The organism is Marivibrio halodurans (genome assembly GCF_017963645.1).
Classification (GTDB): Bacteria; Pseudomonadota; Alphaproteobacteria; order UBA8366; family Aestuariispiraceae; genus Marivibrio; species Marivibrio halodurans.
In genome coordinates this window covers 205599-221112 of sequence record NZ_JAGMWN010000001.1, presented here as the reverse complement: position 1 = coordinate 221112, position 15514 = coordinate 205599, and the positions used below count along the sequence as shown (strand labels likewise).

The window sequence follows — 15514 nt, the reverse complement described above, 5'->3', positions numbered from 1 at the left end:
GCCATATCGGTCATGACCGATATTTGGACCGATCAGTCTAAAAAACAACACGGCTCACGAGACCGTGACCGCCGGCGATGCCGGCGAAAGCGCTTCCTCAGGCAAGCGCCGCGATCTCGGACAGCCGGTCGGCGAGGTTCCGTGCGCCTTTCAGACGGTCCGGCTCCGCCTCCCAGTTGCGCATCAGCACCATCTTGTGATCCGGGCGCAGCTTGGCGGAACCGCCGAACTTCTGAATGAAGCCGATCAGCCCCTGGGGATTCGGGAAATCGTGATTGCGGAAGGTGACGACGGCGCCTTTCGGACCGGCGTCGATCTTCTCGACATTCGCGCGCTTGCAGGCCTGCTTGATGGCGACGACCTCCAGCAGGTTCTCCACCTCGCGCGGCATGGCGCCGAAGCGGTCCACCAACTCGACCGCGAAGGCATCGATCTCCTTGCGGTCCTTGAGGGCGGAGAGACGGCGGTAGAGCCCGAGGCGGACCGACAGGTCGCCGACATATTTCTCCGGGATCAGCACCGCGGTGCCGAGCGTGATGGTCGGCGACCAGGTCTCCTCCACCTCCTCCGCCGCGACATCGTCGCGGGCGGCGGCGACCGCCTCCTCCAACATGCGCTGATAGAGTTCGACCCCGACCTCGCGCACCTGCCCCGACTGCTCGTCGCCCAGCAGATTGCCCGCGCCGCGAATGTCCAGATCGTGGCTCGCCAGGGTGAAACCGGCGCCCAGCCCGTCGAGTGTCTGCATGACGTCGAGGCGCTTGCGCGCCGTCTCGCTCAACATCCGTCCGGGCGGCAGGGTCAGATAGCAATAGGCGCGCTGCTTGCCGCGCCCGATGCGCCCACGCAACTGATAGAGTTGCGCCAGCCCGAACATGTCGGAGCGATGGACGATCATCGTGTTGGCGTTCGGGATGTCGAGTCCGCTTTCCACGATATTGGTGGAGAGCAGGATATCGTACTTCCCATCCACGAAATCGCTCATCACGATTTCAAGCTCCGCCGCCCCCATGCGCCCATGGGCCATGGCGACGGAGGCATCGGGCGCGAGATCGCGCAAGCGCTCGCGTACCCGGTCGAGATCGGCCACGCGCGGACAGACATAGAAGATCTGCCCGCCTCGGAAGCGCTCCCGCCGGATCGCCTCGCGCAGCACCATCGGATCGTAGGGCAGGACGAAGGTCCGAACCGCCAGACGATCGACCGGGGGCGTGGCGATGATCGACATCTCCCGCACCCCGGCGAGCGCCATCTGAAGCGTGCGCGGGATCGGCGTCGCCGTCAGCGTCAGCACATGCACATTGGCGCGAAGCTGCTTCAGCCGCTCCTTCTGGCCGACGCCGAAATGCTGTTCCTCGTCCACGATCATCAGGCCGAGATGGCGGAAGGAAACGGATTTCGACAACACCGCATGCGTGCCGACGACGATATCGAGCGTCCCGTCGGAAAGCCCCGCCTTAGTCTCCGCCGCCTCCTTCGGGGTGGCGAGACGGGAAAGCTGGCCGATCTTGACCGGCAGGCCCTGGAACCGCTCCCGGAAGAGCTTGTAGTGCTGGCGCGCCAACAGCGTCGTCGGCACCACGACCGCCACCTGCAACCCGTTCATCACGGCGAGGAAGGCCGCGCGCAGCGCCACCTCCGTCTTGCCGAACCCGACATCGCCGCAGATCAACCGGTCCATCGGCTTGCCGGATTGCAGGTCCTCGGCCACGTCCTCGATGGCGCGGGCCTGATCCTCCGTCTCGGCGAAGGGGAAGCGGGCGACGAATTCGTCATAGGCCCCCTCGGTCGGGGAAAGCTGGTCGGCCTTCTTCAACTGCCGCTGGGCGGCGATCTTGAGAAGCTGGTCCGCCATCTCGCGCACCCGCTCCTTGATCCGGGCCTTGCGCGCCTGCCAAGCGACGCCGCCGAGCTTGTCGAGTTGCACCTCGGAGTCCTCGGAGCCGTACTTGGTCAGCACCTCCAGGTTCTCGACTGGCAGGAAGAGCTTGTCCCCACCCGAATAGATCAGCCGCAGGCAATCATGCGGCGCGCCGTCGACGGTCAGCGTCTCCAACCCGTCATAACGACCGATGCCGTGATCGACATGAACGACGATATCCCCGACCTCGATGGCGGAGAGTTCGGAGATGAACTCCTCCCCCCGGCGGCGGCGGCGCGCGGGCCGCGCCATGCGCTCACCCAGGATATCGCTTTCGGTGATGAGTTGGATGCCGTCCGTCTCGAACCCGTGATCGAGATTGAGGACCGCGATACCGGCGACGCCTCCCGGCTGCGCGACGGCACGGCTCCAGTCCGGGACCGTCGGCAGATCCTTCAGCCCCCCCTCGCCCAGCAGAAGCTTCAATCGCTCCCGCGAGCCCTCGCTGGCCGCCGCGATCAGGGTCGGCTTCGCGCCCTGGTGCTTCACCCGCGCGGCCACCGCCTCATAGATATTGGTATTAGGATCGGTACGCGCGGCAGCGAAATCGGGGACACGATGCGCGCCGAAATCGACGATGTCGCCGACCTCCGCGCTCGCGGCCAGATCCGCATCCGCGGCGAAGGGCGTCAGATGCAGATGCGCCCGCCGGTCGAGCGCCGCCTTCCAGTCCCGATCCGTGAGATAGAGCATGTCCGGCGGCAGCGGCTTATAAAGCGGCGGCGCGTCCGCATCCTTGCGCTTGAGCGCGATCTCCAGATCCTCCTGCCGGGCGGCATGGTGATCGCGCACCAGGTCCAACCGCGCCGTCACCGCCTCGTCCGACTGATGGTCCAGGATTACCGGCCCCTCGGGCAGGTAGTCGAATAGCGTTTCCATCCCCTCATGGAACAGAGGCAGCCAATGTTCGACGCCGGGCGGGCGGCGCCCCTCGCTCACCGCCTCGAAGAGCTGGTCGCCCTCGGTCGAGCCGCCGAAGAGCCGGCGATAGGCTTGGCGGAAGCGGTCGATGCTGTCCCGGTCCAGCATGATCTCGCTGACCGGCTTGAGGCTGAGCCCGTCCGTCTCGCCCGTGCTGCGCTGGCTCATCGCGTCGAAGCGGCGCACGGTCTCCAATTCATCCCCGAAGAAGTCGAGCCGCAGCGGCTCCTCCTCTCCCGGCGGGAAGACGTCGAGGATGCCGCCGCGCACAGCGTATTCGCCGGCCTCGCGCACCGTATCGGCGCGGCGATAGCCGTTCTTGGTGAAGAAGTCGCTCAACAGGTCGAGCGAGGCACTGTCCCCCGGCTTCAGCACCAGCGCCGCATCCTTCAGGCGCTCGCGCGTCGGCACGCGCTGCGTCACGGCGGCGACGGTCGTCAGCAGCACCGTGCCGCGCCCGGCGCCTCCTTCCCCCGCCAGCCGGGTCAGCGTCTCCAACCGCCGCGCGACGGACGTGGAATTCGGCGACACCCGGTCATAGGGCAAACAATCCCAGGCCGGGAAGCTCAGCGCGCGCAGTTCCGGGTCGATGAAGCCCAGCAGATCGCCCATGCGGGCCATGCGCGTCTCGTCCCGCCCGACGAATAGGATGGGCGCGTCGGCCGCGCGGGCCAGATGGGCGAGGACCAGGGCGTCGGCGCCTTCGGGCGCGCCGGCGATGGTCGCGGGGCCCGGGCGGTTGGTCAGATCGGAAAGGGATGTCACGCGGCTGTCCGTCAACGCTTCAGGATGGCTCGAACCGGGTTCCGGCATAGGCGATGATGGCGTGCATCATCGGGCTGTCATAGGCTGCCGGCACGGGCCCGTCCTTGACCAGCATGTCGTAGAAATCCTGGTCGGGAATATGCAACAGAGCCTCGAAGGCATCGAGTTGCTCGTCCGTCATCTCGCCGATATAGGCCTCGGCGAATCCGCCAAGCAGGATATCCATCTCCTTCGTGCCCCGGTGCCAGGCCCGGAACATGAGCTTGCGGCGGCGCGCCTCGCGCTCGCCCGCGCTATTGTCGTTGACGGGATCCATCGACTACCTCGTCCATCCGGGGGCTGGGTCTGGAATGGCGAGGGATATAGCGCCCCCGGCCGGGGAGGTAAACCACGCCGCCGCCTCATGCCTCGATCGGGTCCGCCCGCAGCGCCTCCTTCAACCATTCGAGCACACGGCCGGTATCGGGATGCTGGCGCCCACCCCGCGATCCGCCGAAGGGACGGAAGACGGAAAGCCGGTCCGTCATATGAAGCGCCGGATCGAAGGCCGGAACGAGCGTGCCCGTCGCCAGATGGCGCGCGATCGTCCGCCGCCAGCCAAGCGCGATCCCCTGCCCTTCGATCGCCGCTTGGATGGCGATCGGATAGCTGTCGAAATCCCGGCCGGCCGGTACCGTTAGACCGGCACGCCCGACCCCGGCGAGCCAAGCGTCCCAATCGATCCATTCCTGCGGATCGACCCGGTGATGCAACAATCGCTCCCGGTCGAGCGCATCGAGCGACGGCACCTCCCCCCGACCGGCCAGATAGGCGGGTGCGCAGACGGGCTGCACCCAATCCACCGCGCCGAATATCTCCTCCGCCGTACCCGCCGGACGGCCGGCGGATTGCAGTGCCAGATCATAATGCTCCCGTGCCTCGGACAGCGGCTCGAGGGTGGAGGTGACGCGCACCGCGATATCGGGATGACGGCGATAAAGACCCGTCAGGCGTGGGGTTAGCCAGAATAGGCCTTCGAAAAGCTGTGTGCGGATCACGACTTCCGGGCCGAGATCGACCCGGCGCAAGCGATCCGCCGCCGCCGCGATGTCCCCTAGCGAACGGGCGAGCGTTTTCGCGAAGGCCGATGCCGCCTCGGTCGGCACGACCATGCGGTTCCGACGGGTGAAGAGGGGGGCGTCCAATTCCCGTTCCAGCGCGTGGACCTGCTTGCTGACGGCCGCCTGGGTCAGGCCGAGTTCCGATGCGGCCGCCGTCACGCTCCCCAACCGGACCACGGCTTCCAGCGCGATGAGACCTTTGAGGCCCGGTATGCGATTGTGACTCTTATTCATTCCAAAACATTATCTATTGGAATGGATAATTCAATTATCCAAAGCGATAAACCCGAATACACCTTCATCGTTTGGAATGAATGGAATCGGTGAAGGTGAATGATGCCGACCCCTGCACGAACAGACCGGCCCGGAATGGCCGTGGCGGCGATCGTCGCGGTCGCGGCGGCGCTATCCCTCGGCGACGCGGTGATCAAGGGGTTGAGCGTGACGCTCGGTCTCTGGCAACTGGTGTTGCTCCGGGCCATGATCATGCTGGCGATATTGGGGATAATCGCATCGCTCGGCCCCGGGATCGGCGCGCTGTGGCCGGCGCGGCCGCTCTGGGCCGGATTGCGCGGCGCGGTTCTGGTCGCGATGTGGATGGCCTATTACGCGGCGCTGCCGCATCTGTCCCTCGCGGCGGCCGCGGCCGGATACTACACATTGCCGTTCTTCATCCTGGCCTTCTCCGCGCTCTTCGCGCGGGAGCGGCTGACACGGCGCGCGATCCTGGCCGCCCTTGTCGGGTTCCTCGGCGTCTTGCTCGTGCTGCGTCCGGGAGCGGCGGGCTTCACGTCCGCGGCCCTATTGCCGATCCTGGCGGCGGTTCTCTATGCGCTCGCGATGAACCTGACACGGACGCGGTGCCGCGACGACAACCCCTTGTCGCTTTCCCTGACGCTGGCGCTCGCCTTCGTCGTCGCGGGCACACTCGCTTGCGGCCTCGGTGCCCTGCTGCCCGATGGCCTGCTGCCCGATGGAATTACGGGGGACGGGGCGCTTTCCACGACATGGCGTCCGGTCGGTTTGGAAGAAATCGCGATCCTGTTTTTCCTGGCCGTCATCCTGGTTATCGCGAGCGTCGGAACCGCTTTCGCCTATCAGAACGCGCCGGGCGGTGTGGTCGGAGCCTGCGATTATTCCTATGTCGGCTTCGCGGTGATCTGGGGATTGGCGTTCCACGGAGAGCATCCGGATATCCTGACGCTCCTGGGGCTCGCCCTGATCGCCGGCGCGGGCATCGCCAGCCTCGGCGGGCCGAGACGCGGGAAAGCACCCTCGAAGCCTTCACGCGTGCTTTAAGCCGGGGGGCGGGCTCGCTACTCTTGCGGCCATGCGGCCCGAGATCCTCTTCCCCCTGTTCGCGCCGGTGACGTCCCTGAAGGGCGTCGGCCAGCGCATCGCCACGTTGCTGGAAAAGGCGGCGGGCCCGAAGGTCGTCGATCTGCTCTGGCATCTCCCGCGCGAGGTCATCGACCGGTCGGAGGAGCCGACGATCCAGGCGGCCCTCCCCGACCGGATCGCCACCATCACCGCCCATGTCGACCGGCATGAGGTGCCGCCGACGCGCAAGCGCCCCTATCGCGTGCTCTTGCGCGACGGAACGGGGTTCATGACGCTCGTCTTCTTCCATGCCGACCAGCGCTACATGGCGAACCTGCTGCCGGAGGGGGAGCAGGTCGTCGTCAGCGGCCGGATCGAACTGTTCAACGGCGTGAAGCAGATCGTTCATCCCGATCATGTCGTCCCGGTGGCGAAGCGCGGCGATATCCCGATGGTGGAGCCGGTCTATCCCCTGACCGCCGGCCTGACCGGCAATAGCGTGCGAAAGGCCGTGACACAGGCGCTGGAGCGCGCGCCGGACCTGCCCGAGTGGCTAGACGAAAGCTATCGCGCGCGCCAGGGCTGGCCCGGCTGGCGGGAGGCGCTGACGGCCGCCCACGCGCCCAGCGCGGAGGGCGCGCTCTCCCCCCTCTCCAAGGCGCGCCAGCGCCTCGCCTTCGACGAGTTGCTGGCGAACCAACTGGCGCTCGCCATCATGCGGCGCCGGGCGAAGCGCCAGGCGGGTCGTGAAATCGCGGGCGACAAGCGGTTGCGGCGAAAGGCGCTGGCCGCCCTGCCTTTCGACCTGACCGGCAGCCAAATCGAGGCGCTGAAGGAGATCAACGCCGACATGGCGGCCAAGCAGCGCATGCTGCGCCTGCTGCAGGGCGATGTCGGCAGCGGCAAGACGGTCGTCGCCCTGATGGCGATGTTGAACGCGGTCGAATGCGGCGGTCAGGCGGCCCTGATGGCGCCGACAGAGATCCTGGCTCGCCAGCATTTCGAGACCATCGGGCCGCTGGCCGAGGCCGCCGGTATCCGCGTCGCCGTGCTGACCGGCCGCGACAAGGGCAAGGCCCGGCGCGCGCTGCTGGAATCCCTGGCCGCGGGGGAGATCGATTTGATCGTCGGAACCCATGCCCTATTCCAGGACGACGTGATCTTCCGCGACCTAATGCTGGCGGTGGTGGACGAGCAGCACCGGTTCGGCGTGCATCAGCGCCTCAATCTGGCGGCGAAGGGCAAGGCGGTCGACATGCTGGTCATGACCGCGACGCCGATTCCGCGCACGCTGATGATGTCGGCCTATGGCGATCTCGACGGCTCGCGCCTTACCGACAAGCCGCCGGGGCGGAAGCCCGTCAGGACGGTGGTCGTCGCCGCCCCGCGCATCGAGGAAGTGGTCGCCGGGATCGAGCGCCAGATGACGGCCGGCGCCAAGATCTATTGGGTCTGCCCCCTGGTCGAGGAATCGGAGACCAGCGACATGGCGGCGGCCGAACAGCGCTTCTCCGCCCTGCGCGAGCGGTTCGGGGAGACGCGCGTCGCCCTCGTCCACGGCCGGATGAAGGGGACGGAAAAGGAAGCGGCCATGGCCCGCTTCGCCGAGGGAGAGGCCCAAATCCTCGTCGCCACCACGGTGATCGAGGTCGGCGTCAACGTGCCCGAGGCGACCGTCATGGTGATCGAGCACGCGGAGCGATTCGGCCTCGCCCAGCTTCATCAGTTGCGCGGACGGATCGGGCGGGGCGACAAGGCCTCGACCTGCATCCTGCTGCGCTCCGAGCAGTTGACGGAGACCGCGCGCGAACGCCTTAAGACCCTGGCCGAGACGGAGGACGGCTTCATCATCGCGGAGAAGGATCTGGAACTGCGCGGCGCCGGCGAGATCCTGGGCACGCGGCAGAGCGGGCTGCCCGCCTTCCGTCTCGCCGATATCGCGCTTCATGGGGAATTGATGAAGGCGGCCCATGACGATTCCCGCCTGATCCTCGACCGCGACCCGGAATTGGAGGGCGAGCGGGGCAAGCGGTTGCGCACCTTGCTCTATCTCTTCGAACGCGACGCCGCGATCGCTACCCTGCGCTCGGGGTGAGCGAGCGAAGGGCCGGACGACGGGCGCAATTGACTAAAGGCCCTCGACCAGGGTAACGCGCGGAATCTCGCGCGTTCCCGAATTGAACAGGAGACTCTAAATGCCCCTCGCCGAAGCCGAATGCGCCATCCCCGCCCCGCCGGACGCCGTATGGAAGGTCGCGGGCGGATTCGGCAGCCTGGCCGATTGGCATCCCGCGGTCGCGCGGTGCACCCTGGAGGCCGAGGGGCGCCAGCGCCGCTTGATCCTCGTCGATGGCGGGGAACTGCTGGAGGCCCTGCTCCAACGGGACGATGCCGCCCGGGCTTATGCCTATCGGATCGTCGAATCGCCCATGCCGGTCGACAATTATCAAGCAACCTTCCACATCGAGGATGACGGCGCCGGCGGCTCTATCGCGCATTGGTCCGCCCGCTTCGACGTTCGCGAGGACGAGGACCCGGCGCCCGTGGAACGAAGCGTACAGGGCATCTTCGAAAGTGGTCTGGAGCAGCTGCGGCAACTGGCATCCAATATGTAATCATAGGTAGAATTTATCATCGAGCGTTAAAATCATTCATTTTCCAAAGCCATAATCACCGATCAAATTTGTCCTGATCATGGCATTGAAAACAAAAAGTTAACAATTTTTCTCCGCATTCCCCTTGAAGTCCTCGGCTTCCCGGCACAGCTTGGAGGAGAATTGATCGGCGCCACCCAAGGCGCCCGCCGGCGTTTGAGGCGCCGCCAATTCGGCATTGGCGCCGGGCTTCGCCGCGTGCCACGAAGCAAGAAGAACGGGACAGGATATGAGCGACGCTGCCTTACAGCAGCCTTCCGCGCGCGATGACGCGCGCCAGGAGGCGGACGAGGACCGGATCGTCGTCGAGAACGCCTACAAGATTTTCGGCGGCAATCCGGACGAGGCCTATCGCCTGCTGGGCGAGGGCAAGACCAAGGATCAGATCTTCCGGGAGACCGGTGCAACCGTCGCGGTGCAGGACGCGTCCTTCACCGTGAAGAGCGGCGAGGTTTTCGTCATCATGGGGCTTTCCGGTTCCGGCAAGTCCACCATGGTTCGCATGTTGAACAGATTGATCGACCCGACCTTCGGGACGGTCAGCATCAATGGCCAGAACATCACGGCGATGAATCGCAAGGCGCTGATCGATCTGCGCCGGCGGGACATGAGCATGGTGTTCCAGAGCTTCGCCCTCATGCCGCATCAGACGGTTCTGGAAAACGCGGCTTTCGGCCTTACCGTCTCCGGCCGCGACAAGGCCGATCGCGAGGCGCGCGCGCTCGAAGCATTGGAGGCCGTCGGTCTCGGCCAGAATGCGCGCAGCTATCCCTCCGAGCTTTCCGGCGGCATGAAACAGCGTGTCGGCCTTGCCCGCGCGCTGGCCAACGATCCGCCGGTGCTGCTGATGGACGAGGCGTTCTCGGCCCTCGACCCGTTGATCCGCACCGAGATGCAGGACGAGTTGATCCGACTGCAGCGCGAGCATCGCCGTACCATCGTCTTCATCTCCCACGATCTGGACGAGGCGATGCGCATCGGCGACCGGATCGCCATCATGCAGGATGGGCGTTTCGTGCAGATCGATACCCCCGACAAGATCGTCAGCGAACCGGCGAACGACTATGTCCGGTCCTTCTTCCGCAATGTGGACGTGACGCAGGTCTTCAAGGCCGGCGACATCGCCGATCCGGGCGTGCAGCCCGGCGACGGCGTCACGGAGATTTCCGCCGACGCCTCTCTCGACGAGGTGTTGAGCATCGTCTCCAACGCCGACGGTCCCGCCCCCGTCACGGGCGAGGACGGCAAGCGCCTGGGCGCGATCAGCAAGACGGCCCTGCTCAAGACTTTCGACAAGAGCCGCTAGAACAGGAGCCGCTGGAACAGGCCCGGCGCGCCGGCGTCGTGGCGCTTCCGCGCCATCGCCAGGCTCGATGCGCCGGATAGAAGCCCCCGAGGAGGCATCTTCCCCATGGAATTCAATATCGAGATCGGCGACGGGGTTTCCGCGGCCGTCGATTATATCCGCAACAACTTCCAGGACGGGCTGGACGGCATCGCCACCGTGATCGAATGGGTCGCGGACGGCACCTTCATCGCCCTCGACATCATGCCCTGGTGGCTGCTGACGGCGCTTCTGGTGGTGTTGAGCCTGTGGCGTGTCGGATGGAAATTCTCGCTCTTCACGCTGGGCGCGATGCTGCTCGTCGTCGGCATGGGCCTGTGGGAGGAGACGGTGAATACGCTCGCCCTGGTCTTGACCGCGACCTTCATCGCGCTGGTGGTCGGCATACCGATCGGCATCGCGATGTCGCGCAACGACACGCTGGAGACCCTGGTCCGGCCCATCCTGGACCTGATGCAGACCCTGCCGCCCTTCGTCTATCTCATTCCGGCGGCGATGTTCTTCGGCCTCGGCAAGGTGCCGGGGACGATCGCGACCATCGTCTTCGCCATGCCGCCGGTGGTTCGCCTCACCAATCTGGGGATTCGCCAGGTTTCCGAAGAGAATGTCGAAGCCGGCCTCGCCTTCGGCTGCACCGATTGGCAGTTGTTGAGCAAGGTACAGTTCCCGCTCGCCCTGCCGACCATCATGGCGGGCGTGAACCAGACCATCATGCTGGCGCTGTCGATGGTGGTGATCGCCTCGATGATCGGGGCCGGGGGCCTCGGCAATACGGTGCTGACGGGTATTCAGCGCCTGGATGTCGGGCTCGGATTCGAGGGGGGCTTGGGCGTCGTGGTGCTCGCCATCCTGCTCGACCGTATCACGCAGAGTTTCGGCCATGGCGCGACGGGAGGGCTCTTCTCCTTCCTGAAATCGGTCTTCGCGACCGGATCGCGCGCCGAAGGCCATAGCGGTACGCGGGACGAGGCCAAGGAAGCCTCGCCCGCGCACGGCCGGAACGGGTGATCCGCCCTCGCGCGGATCACACCATCCGGCCCCTAGCACCAAGCGGCCGCGCAATGAGGCGCGGTCCCGTCGCGGCGGCGACGACGAACAAGACCGGCGGGAAACGCCGGCATCCGCCCGACGCGTTTCACGCTTCGACAAAGACTCGGATGAAAGGAGCCTTTGAAGCGATGCAACATCGTGTTCTGAAGACCCTCACCGGCGCCGTCGCCGGCGTCACCATGATGACCGGCGCGGCCGCCGCGCAGGATGTCACGATCGGCTGGACCGCCTGGTCCGACGCCGAATTCGTCACCAAGCTCGCCAAGACGGTGATGGAAGAGCGCATGGATCAGGAAGTCGAACTGGTCCAGACCGATATCGCCCCGCAGTATCAGGGCGTGGCCAACGGCGATATCGACGCCATGCTGATGTCCTGGCTGCCGGCGACGCATGCCGACTACATGGACAAGGTCGGCGGCGACGTGGTCAATCTCGGCATCCTCTATACCGGCGCGAAGCTCGGCTGGGCCGTGCCGAACTACATCCCGGAGGATCAGCTCAGCTCGATCGAGGACCTGAAGAACGACGAGGTCCGCGAGAAGCTGGACGGCAAGATCCAGGGCATCGATCCGGGCGCCGGCCTGATGCGCCTGTCGAACAAGGTGATCGACGAGGATTACGAGCTCGACTACAACCTCGTTTCCGCCTCGGGCGCGGCCATGACGGCGGCGCTGGATCGCGCGATCAGCCGTGACGAGTGGATCGTCGTCACCGGCTGGAGCCCGCATTGGATGTTCGGCGCCTATGATCTGCGCTATCTGGAGGATCCGAAGGGCACGCTCGGCGGGCCGGAGCGCGTGCACGCCATCGCGCGCCAGGGCTTCTACCAGGATAATCCGGAGGCCGCCGGCTTCCTGTCGCGCATGAGCCTGCCGATCGACGATCTTCAGGCCGCCATGTACGACGCGAACGAGAACGGTTACCAGACCGCAGTCGATAACTTCATCGAAGACAACGAAGCCCGCGTGAACTATTGGGTGACCGGCGATATGCCGAGTTCGTAATCGCTCGACGAAGCCATTCGGCGGCCGATACCCTCGGCCGTCGAGGCACGCCGCGAGAAGCCGCGTGGGGCGCATCGCCCCCCGCGGCTTTTTCTTTTGGGAGGAATGGCGCCGCCGACCCGGCCGCCCTATTCCTCGGCCCTATTCTATTCCTCGAAGGCCGCGATATGGCCGTCCTGGAAGGTCAGCACGCGGTCCATGCGCCGTGCGAGCGTCAGATTGTGCGTGGCGATCAGGGCGGCCATTCCCTCCTCCCGCACGAGGGAGACGAGCAGGTCGAAGACCGTCTCGCTGGTCGTGGGGTCGAGATTGCCGGTCGGCTCGTCCGCCAGAAGAACGGCCGGGCGGTTGACGACGGCCCGCGCGATCGCGACGCGCTGTTGTTCCCCACCCGAGAGACGGGCCGGCCGGTGGCTCGCCCTTGGGCCGAGGCCAACGCGGTTCAGCAGGTCCGATGCCTTGCGCTTCGCCGCGCCCTTGCCCGCGCCAGCGATCATCTGCGGCAGGACCACATTTTCCAGCGCCGAGAACTCGGGCAGCAGATGATGGAACTGATAGACGAACCCGACCCGCCCGCGCCGCAGCAGCGTGCGCTGGCGGTCGGTTAGCGCGTTGCAGCCGCGCCCTTCCAGGGCGACATCGCCGCCATCAGGCCGCTCCAGCAAGCCCGCGACATGGAGGAGCGTCGATTTCCCCGCGCCCGACGGCGCGACGAGGCCGACAAGCTCCCCCCGGCCGACGGACAGCGACGCGCCGTTCAGCACGGTCAGCCCACCGGCGGCGGTCTTATAGGTCCGCTCCACCGCGCGGAGTTCGAGGACCGCCTCACTCATATCACTCATAGCGCAGCACCTCGACCGGATCGAGCCGCGCCGCCCGCCATGCGGGATAGATCGAGGCCAGCAAGCTCAATGTCAGGGCCATGACGACGACGGAGATGACTTCCCCCGTCTCGACCCGCGCCGGCAGCTTGGACAGGAAATAGATCTCCGCCGCGAAGAGGTTGGCGCCGGACAGCCCCTCTATCCATTGCCGGATGGTCTCGATATTCAGCGCGAAGGCGATGCCCAGCGCCGCGCCCAAAGCCGTCCCGATCACGCCGACGGAAGATCCTGTAATGAAGAAGATGCGCAGGATCGTCGCGCGGCTCGCCCCCATGGTACGCAGGATGGCGATCCCCCGCCCCTTGTCCTTCACCAACATGATCTGGCTCGAAATCACGTTGAAGGCGGCGACCAGGATGATCAGCGTCAGGATCAGGAACATGACATTACGTTCGACCTGCAAGGCATTGAAGAAACTGGCATTGACCCGTTGCCAGCCGAGCACGCGATAGTCCCCCCCCAATAGCCGGTTGATCTCGTAGGCTTGGCTTTCCGCGGCTTCCGCATCGTCGATCATGATCTCGATATCGGTCGCCGCGCCGTCGCTGTTGAAATAGCGCTGCGCCACCTGGAACGGCATATAGACGAAGGAATTGTCATATTCATACATGCCGACGGAGAAGATCGCCTTCACGTCGAAGGCCTTGACGCGCGGAACCGTGCCGAAGGCGGTGACGGACCCCTTGGGCGCGATCAACGTCACCTTGTCCCCGACACCGACACGCAGGCGGTTCGCCATGCGGATGCCGATAATGATGCCGAGTCCGTCGTCGAACCCCTCAAGGTCGCCGCGCGTCAGCGCCTCGCGAAGGATGTCGCGGGCGGCGAAATCGGCCGCATGGATGCCACGGACGAGCGCGCCGCCAGCCGCCTGGTTCTCGGCGGTGGCCATGACCTGCCCCTCGACCAGCGGCGTTACCTGTTCCACGCCGCGCAGGCCGGTCAATTGCCGGGTGATGTCCTCATAAGGTTCGATGGAGCCGTCCTGGGCCTCGACCGTGATATGGCCGTTCAGGCCGATCACGCGGTCCAGCAAATCGTGGCGGAAGCCGTTCATCACCGCCATCACGATAATCAGGGTCGCGACCCCAAGCATGATGCCGAGCAGCGAGAACCAGGCGACGACGGAGATGAATCCCTCCTGCCGCTTGGCGCGGAGGTAGCGGAAGGCGACAAAGCGCTCGAAGGATCCGAACATGGCGTCTGGCGCGGCTCCTCTGGCGGTTTCGGATCCGGCGCGGGCCCGCCGCCGGCCGGCGGACTGTAGGGATTGGCACCGTCCGCCGCAAGCCACGGCGACCTACTCCGTATCGGAGAGACGCGCCCGGCACGCGTCGGCGATCGCGGCCGTCGCCGGGTCGCGCAGCGTCTCGCCATCCAGGGTAAGAGCCCCCGTCCTCCGATCGAAACGGACCCGGCCGAAATCCACCACGGCTTCGTCGAAATCCTCCGCCAACCGTTGATTTCCAGCGAACAGCAGCGGGTTTAGCGTCAGATCGAACGCGATCTCCGTCTCCCGCAACCGGTCGGCGAGCACCGTGCTCCCCGGCAAGTCGGCCGGGGCGACCGGATCGCCATGCGCATCGACGCCGGGCTGATAGGTAACATCGGGGGACGGTTCGTGCGGAATAAGGCGCCGGCAATCCGCCGCGCTGACGACGATACGCACGGCCTCCGGCTTGAGGCGGGCACGCGGCGGTTCCCCGGTCGAGATCGCGCCGTCATTGGTGAAGGGATTCGCCGCCTCCTGGGCCAAGGCCGGCGCGCCGGCACCTGACAGAAGCAACGCGATTCCGATCGTCAACAGTCGGGTCGTCGCCATGGGCCTATCCACTCCAAAGGTTGGCACCCCCAAAAGTTGGCACCCCCAAAGGTTGGCACCCCCAAAGGTTGGCAACAGCAAAGGTTGGGCCACAGCGAAGGTCGGGCCACTGCAATGCCCGCCCCCCAAGCCGGATAAACCGTCAGGCGGCCTCCGCGAATTTCCAGGCGCCCGCGCGAAAACGCGCGATCTGGGCCGGCGTGCGCAGGATATGCACGACCTTGCCATGATCGCGCGCGGTTTCGATCACCAACGCCATGGCCGCGCGGTGCGTCTTATGGATATCCAGGATCATGCGATAGAAAGGGATGGCCGAACCGATCAGGGAACATCCGCCGGGCACGTCCGAATCCGGTCCGAACAGATTTTTCAGCAGGCGCTTTGTCGCCCACCAGAGATGGGTGGAAAGAGGCAGATCGACCCAAAGGACCGTGTCGGCATATTCCAACCGACGTTCCACGGCTTCCCACGGGCCGATTCCGTCGATCACCCAGCCCGGTTCCTGCAGCCACGCATCATGCAGGACGTCGAAATCCTCGTTGAATATCCAACCGGGCAGCCATTGGATATGATCGATCGCATGATAGGCGACACCGAGATCGACGGCCATCCGCTTGGACAGCGTCGTTTTACCCCCACCCGCATTGCCGATCACAACAACCCGACGCATCCTTGCCTCCGCCCCAATGACAGGAAGTATCGGCGCCGATTCATTGACAACACCTTAA

General features: G+C 65.7%; 13 protein-coding genes. 6 read left to right on the top strand and 7 right to left on the bottom strand.

Annotated elements, in window-relative coordinates; translation table 11 throughout:
- Positions 1–97: 97 nt before the first annotated feature.
- The 3 genes from mfd to KAJ83_RS00920 all read right to left on the bottom strand — a co-directional run bounded on the left by mfd (position 98) and on the right by KAJ83_RS00920 (position 4941).
- Entirely contained in the window at positions 98–3607 is a 3510-nt protein-coding gene (gene mfd, locus KAJ83_RS00930; RefSeq protein ID WP_379786861.1) for a transcription-repair coupling factor, read from the bottom strand.
- Between the two features lie 19 nt (positions 3608–3626).
- Positions 3627–3923, bottom strand: coding sequence for an FAD assembly factor SdhE (locus KAJ83_RS00925; RefSeq protein ID WP_210680137.1), 297 nt, complete (start codon positions 3921–3923; stop codon positions 3627–3629).
- Positions 3924–4008: 85 nt separating this feature from the next.
- A complete protein-coding gene (locus KAJ83_RS00920) occupies positions 4009–4941 on the bottom strand; it encodes a LysR family transcriptional regulator (RefSeq protein ID WP_210680136.1) in 933 nt (310 codons plus the stop codon).
- Between the two features lie 99 nt (positions 4942–5040).
- On the opposite strand from KAJ83_RS00920, the gene KAJ83_RS00915 reads away from it, so the two are divergent.
- From KAJ83_RS00915 to KAJ83_RS00890, 6 genes are all read left to right on the top strand, one after another.
- Positions 5041–6006: a DMT family transporter gene (locus KAJ83_RS00915; RefSeq protein ID WP_210680135.1), complete on the top strand. Its 966-nt coding sequence runs from the start codon at positions 5041–5043 to the stop codon at positions 6004–6006.
- A gap of 31 nt (positions 6007–6037) precedes the next feature.
- Positions 6038–8122, top strand: a complete 2085-nt coding sequence (gene recG, locus KAJ83_RS00910) for an ATP-dependent DNA helicase RecG (protein WP_210680134.1) — start codon at positions 6038–6040, stop codon at positions 8120–8122.
- Positions 8123–8222: 100 nt separating this feature from the next.
- On the top strand, positions 8223–8642 hold the full coding sequence (locus KAJ83_RS00905; RefSeq protein ID WP_210680133.1) for an SRPBCC family protein: 420 nt from the start codon (positions 8223–8225) through the stop codon (positions 8640–8642).
- 268 nt (positions 8643–8910) lie between these two features.
- A complete protein-coding gene (locus tag KAJ83_RS00900) occupies positions 8911–9987 on the top strand; it encodes a quaternary amine ABC transporter ATP-binding protein (RefSeq protein WP_210680132.1) in 1077 nt (358 codons plus the stop codon).
- A 105-nt stretch (positions 9988–10092) separates the two neighbouring features.
- Positions 10093–11034, top strand: coding sequence for an ABC transporter permease (locus KAJ83_RS00895; RefSeq protein ID WP_210680131.1), 942 nt, complete (start codon positions 10093–10095; stop codon positions 11032–11034).
- 170 nt (positions 11035–11204) lie between these two features.
- Entirely contained in the window at positions 11205–12080 is an 876-nt protein-coding gene (locus tag KAJ83_RS00890) for a glycine betaine ABC transporter substrate-binding protein (RefSeq protein WP_210680130.1), read from the top strand.
- Positions 12081–12226: 146 nt separating this feature from the next.
- Here KAJ83_RS00890 and KAJ83_RS00885 read toward each other — a convergent pair whose 3' ends face one another.
- From KAJ83_RS00885 to KAJ83_RS00870, 4 genes are all read right to left on the bottom strand, one after another.
- Complete coding sequence (locus tag KAJ83_RS00885; RefSeq protein ID WP_379786859.1) at positions 12227–12922, bottom strand: ABC transporter ATP-binding protein; 696 nt, start codon at positions 12920–12922, stop codon at positions 12227–12229.
- On the bottom strand, positions 12915–14162 hold the full coding sequence (locus KAJ83_RS00880) for a lipoprotein-releasing ABC transporter permease subunit (protein WP_210680129.1): 1248 nt from the start codon (positions 14160–14162) through the stop codon (positions 12915–12917). The genes KAJ83_RS00885 and KAJ83_RS00880 overlap by 8 nt, the downstream gene beginning before the upstream one ends.
- A gap of 102 nt (positions 14163–14264) precedes the next feature.
- Positions 14265–14786 (bottom strand): hypothetical protein, encoded by a 522-nt coding sequence (locus tag KAJ83_RS00875; RefSeq protein WP_210680128.1) that lies wholly within the window; start codon positions 14784–14786, stop codon positions 14265–14267.
- A 142-nt stretch (positions 14787–14928) separates the two neighbouring features.
- Complete coding sequence (locus tag KAJ83_RS00870) at positions 14929–15456, bottom strand: P-loop NTPase family protein (protein WP_210680127.1); 528 nt, start codon at positions 15454–15456, stop codon at positions 14929–14931.
- Positions 15457–15514 lie beyond the last annotated feature (58 nt).

What these genes read in the sequence shown, in the direction of transcription:
- KAJ83_RS00915 (WP_210680135.1), top strand. Translation starts at nt 5,041, where the DNA reads ATGATGCCGACCCCTGCACGAACAGACCGGCCCGGAATGGCCGTGGCG.
- KAJ83_RS00880 (WP_210680129.1), bottom strand. Translation starts at nt 14,162, where the DNA reads ATGTTCGGATCCTTCGAGCGCTTTGTCGCCTTCCGCTACCTCCGCGCC.
- KAJ83_RS00885 (WP_379786859.1), bottom strand. Translation starts at nt 12,922, where the DNA reads ATGAGTGATATGAGTGAGGCGGTCCTCGAACTCCGCGCGGTGGAGCGG.
- KAJ83_RS00895 (WP_210680131.1), top strand. Translation starts at nt 10,093, where the DNA reads ATGGAATTCAATATCGAGATCGGCGACGGGGTTTCCGCGGCCGTCGAT.
- KAJ83_RS00905 (WP_210680133.1), top strand. Translation starts at nt 8,223, where the DNA reads ATGCCCCTCGCCGAAGCCGAATGCGCCATCCCCGCCCCGCCGGACGCC.
- KAJ83_RS00900 (WP_210680132.1), top strand. Translation starts at nt 8,911, where the DNA reads ATGAGCGACGCTGCCTTACAGCAGCCTTCCGCGCGCGATGACGCGCGC.
- KAJ83_RS00925 (WP_210680137.1), bottom strand. Translation starts at nt 3,923, where the DNA reads ATGGATCCCGTCAACGACAATAGCGCGGGCGAGCGCGAGGCGCGCCGC.
- recG (WP_210680134.1), top strand. Translation starts at nt 6,038, where the DNA reads ATGCGGCCCGAGATCCTCTTCCCCCTGTTCGCGCCGGTGACGTCCCTG.
- KAJ83_RS00870 (WP_210680127.1), bottom strand. Translation starts at nt 15,456, where the DNA reads ATGCGTCGGGTTGTTGTGATCGGCAATGCGGGTGGGGGTAAAACGACG.
- KAJ83_RS00890 (WP_210680130.1), top strand. Translation starts at nt 11,205, where the DNA reads ATGCAACATCGTGTTCTGAAGACCCTCACCGGCGCCGTCGCCGGCGTC.
- KAJ83_RS00875 (WP_210680128.1), bottom strand. Translation starts at nt 14,786, where the DNA reads ATGGCGACGACCCGACTGTTGACGATCGGAATCGCGTTGCTTCTGTCA.
- KAJ83_RS00920 (WP_210680136.1), bottom strand. Translation starts at nt 4,941, where the DNA reads ATGAATAAGAGTCACAATCGCATACCGGGCCTCAAAGGTCTCATCGCG.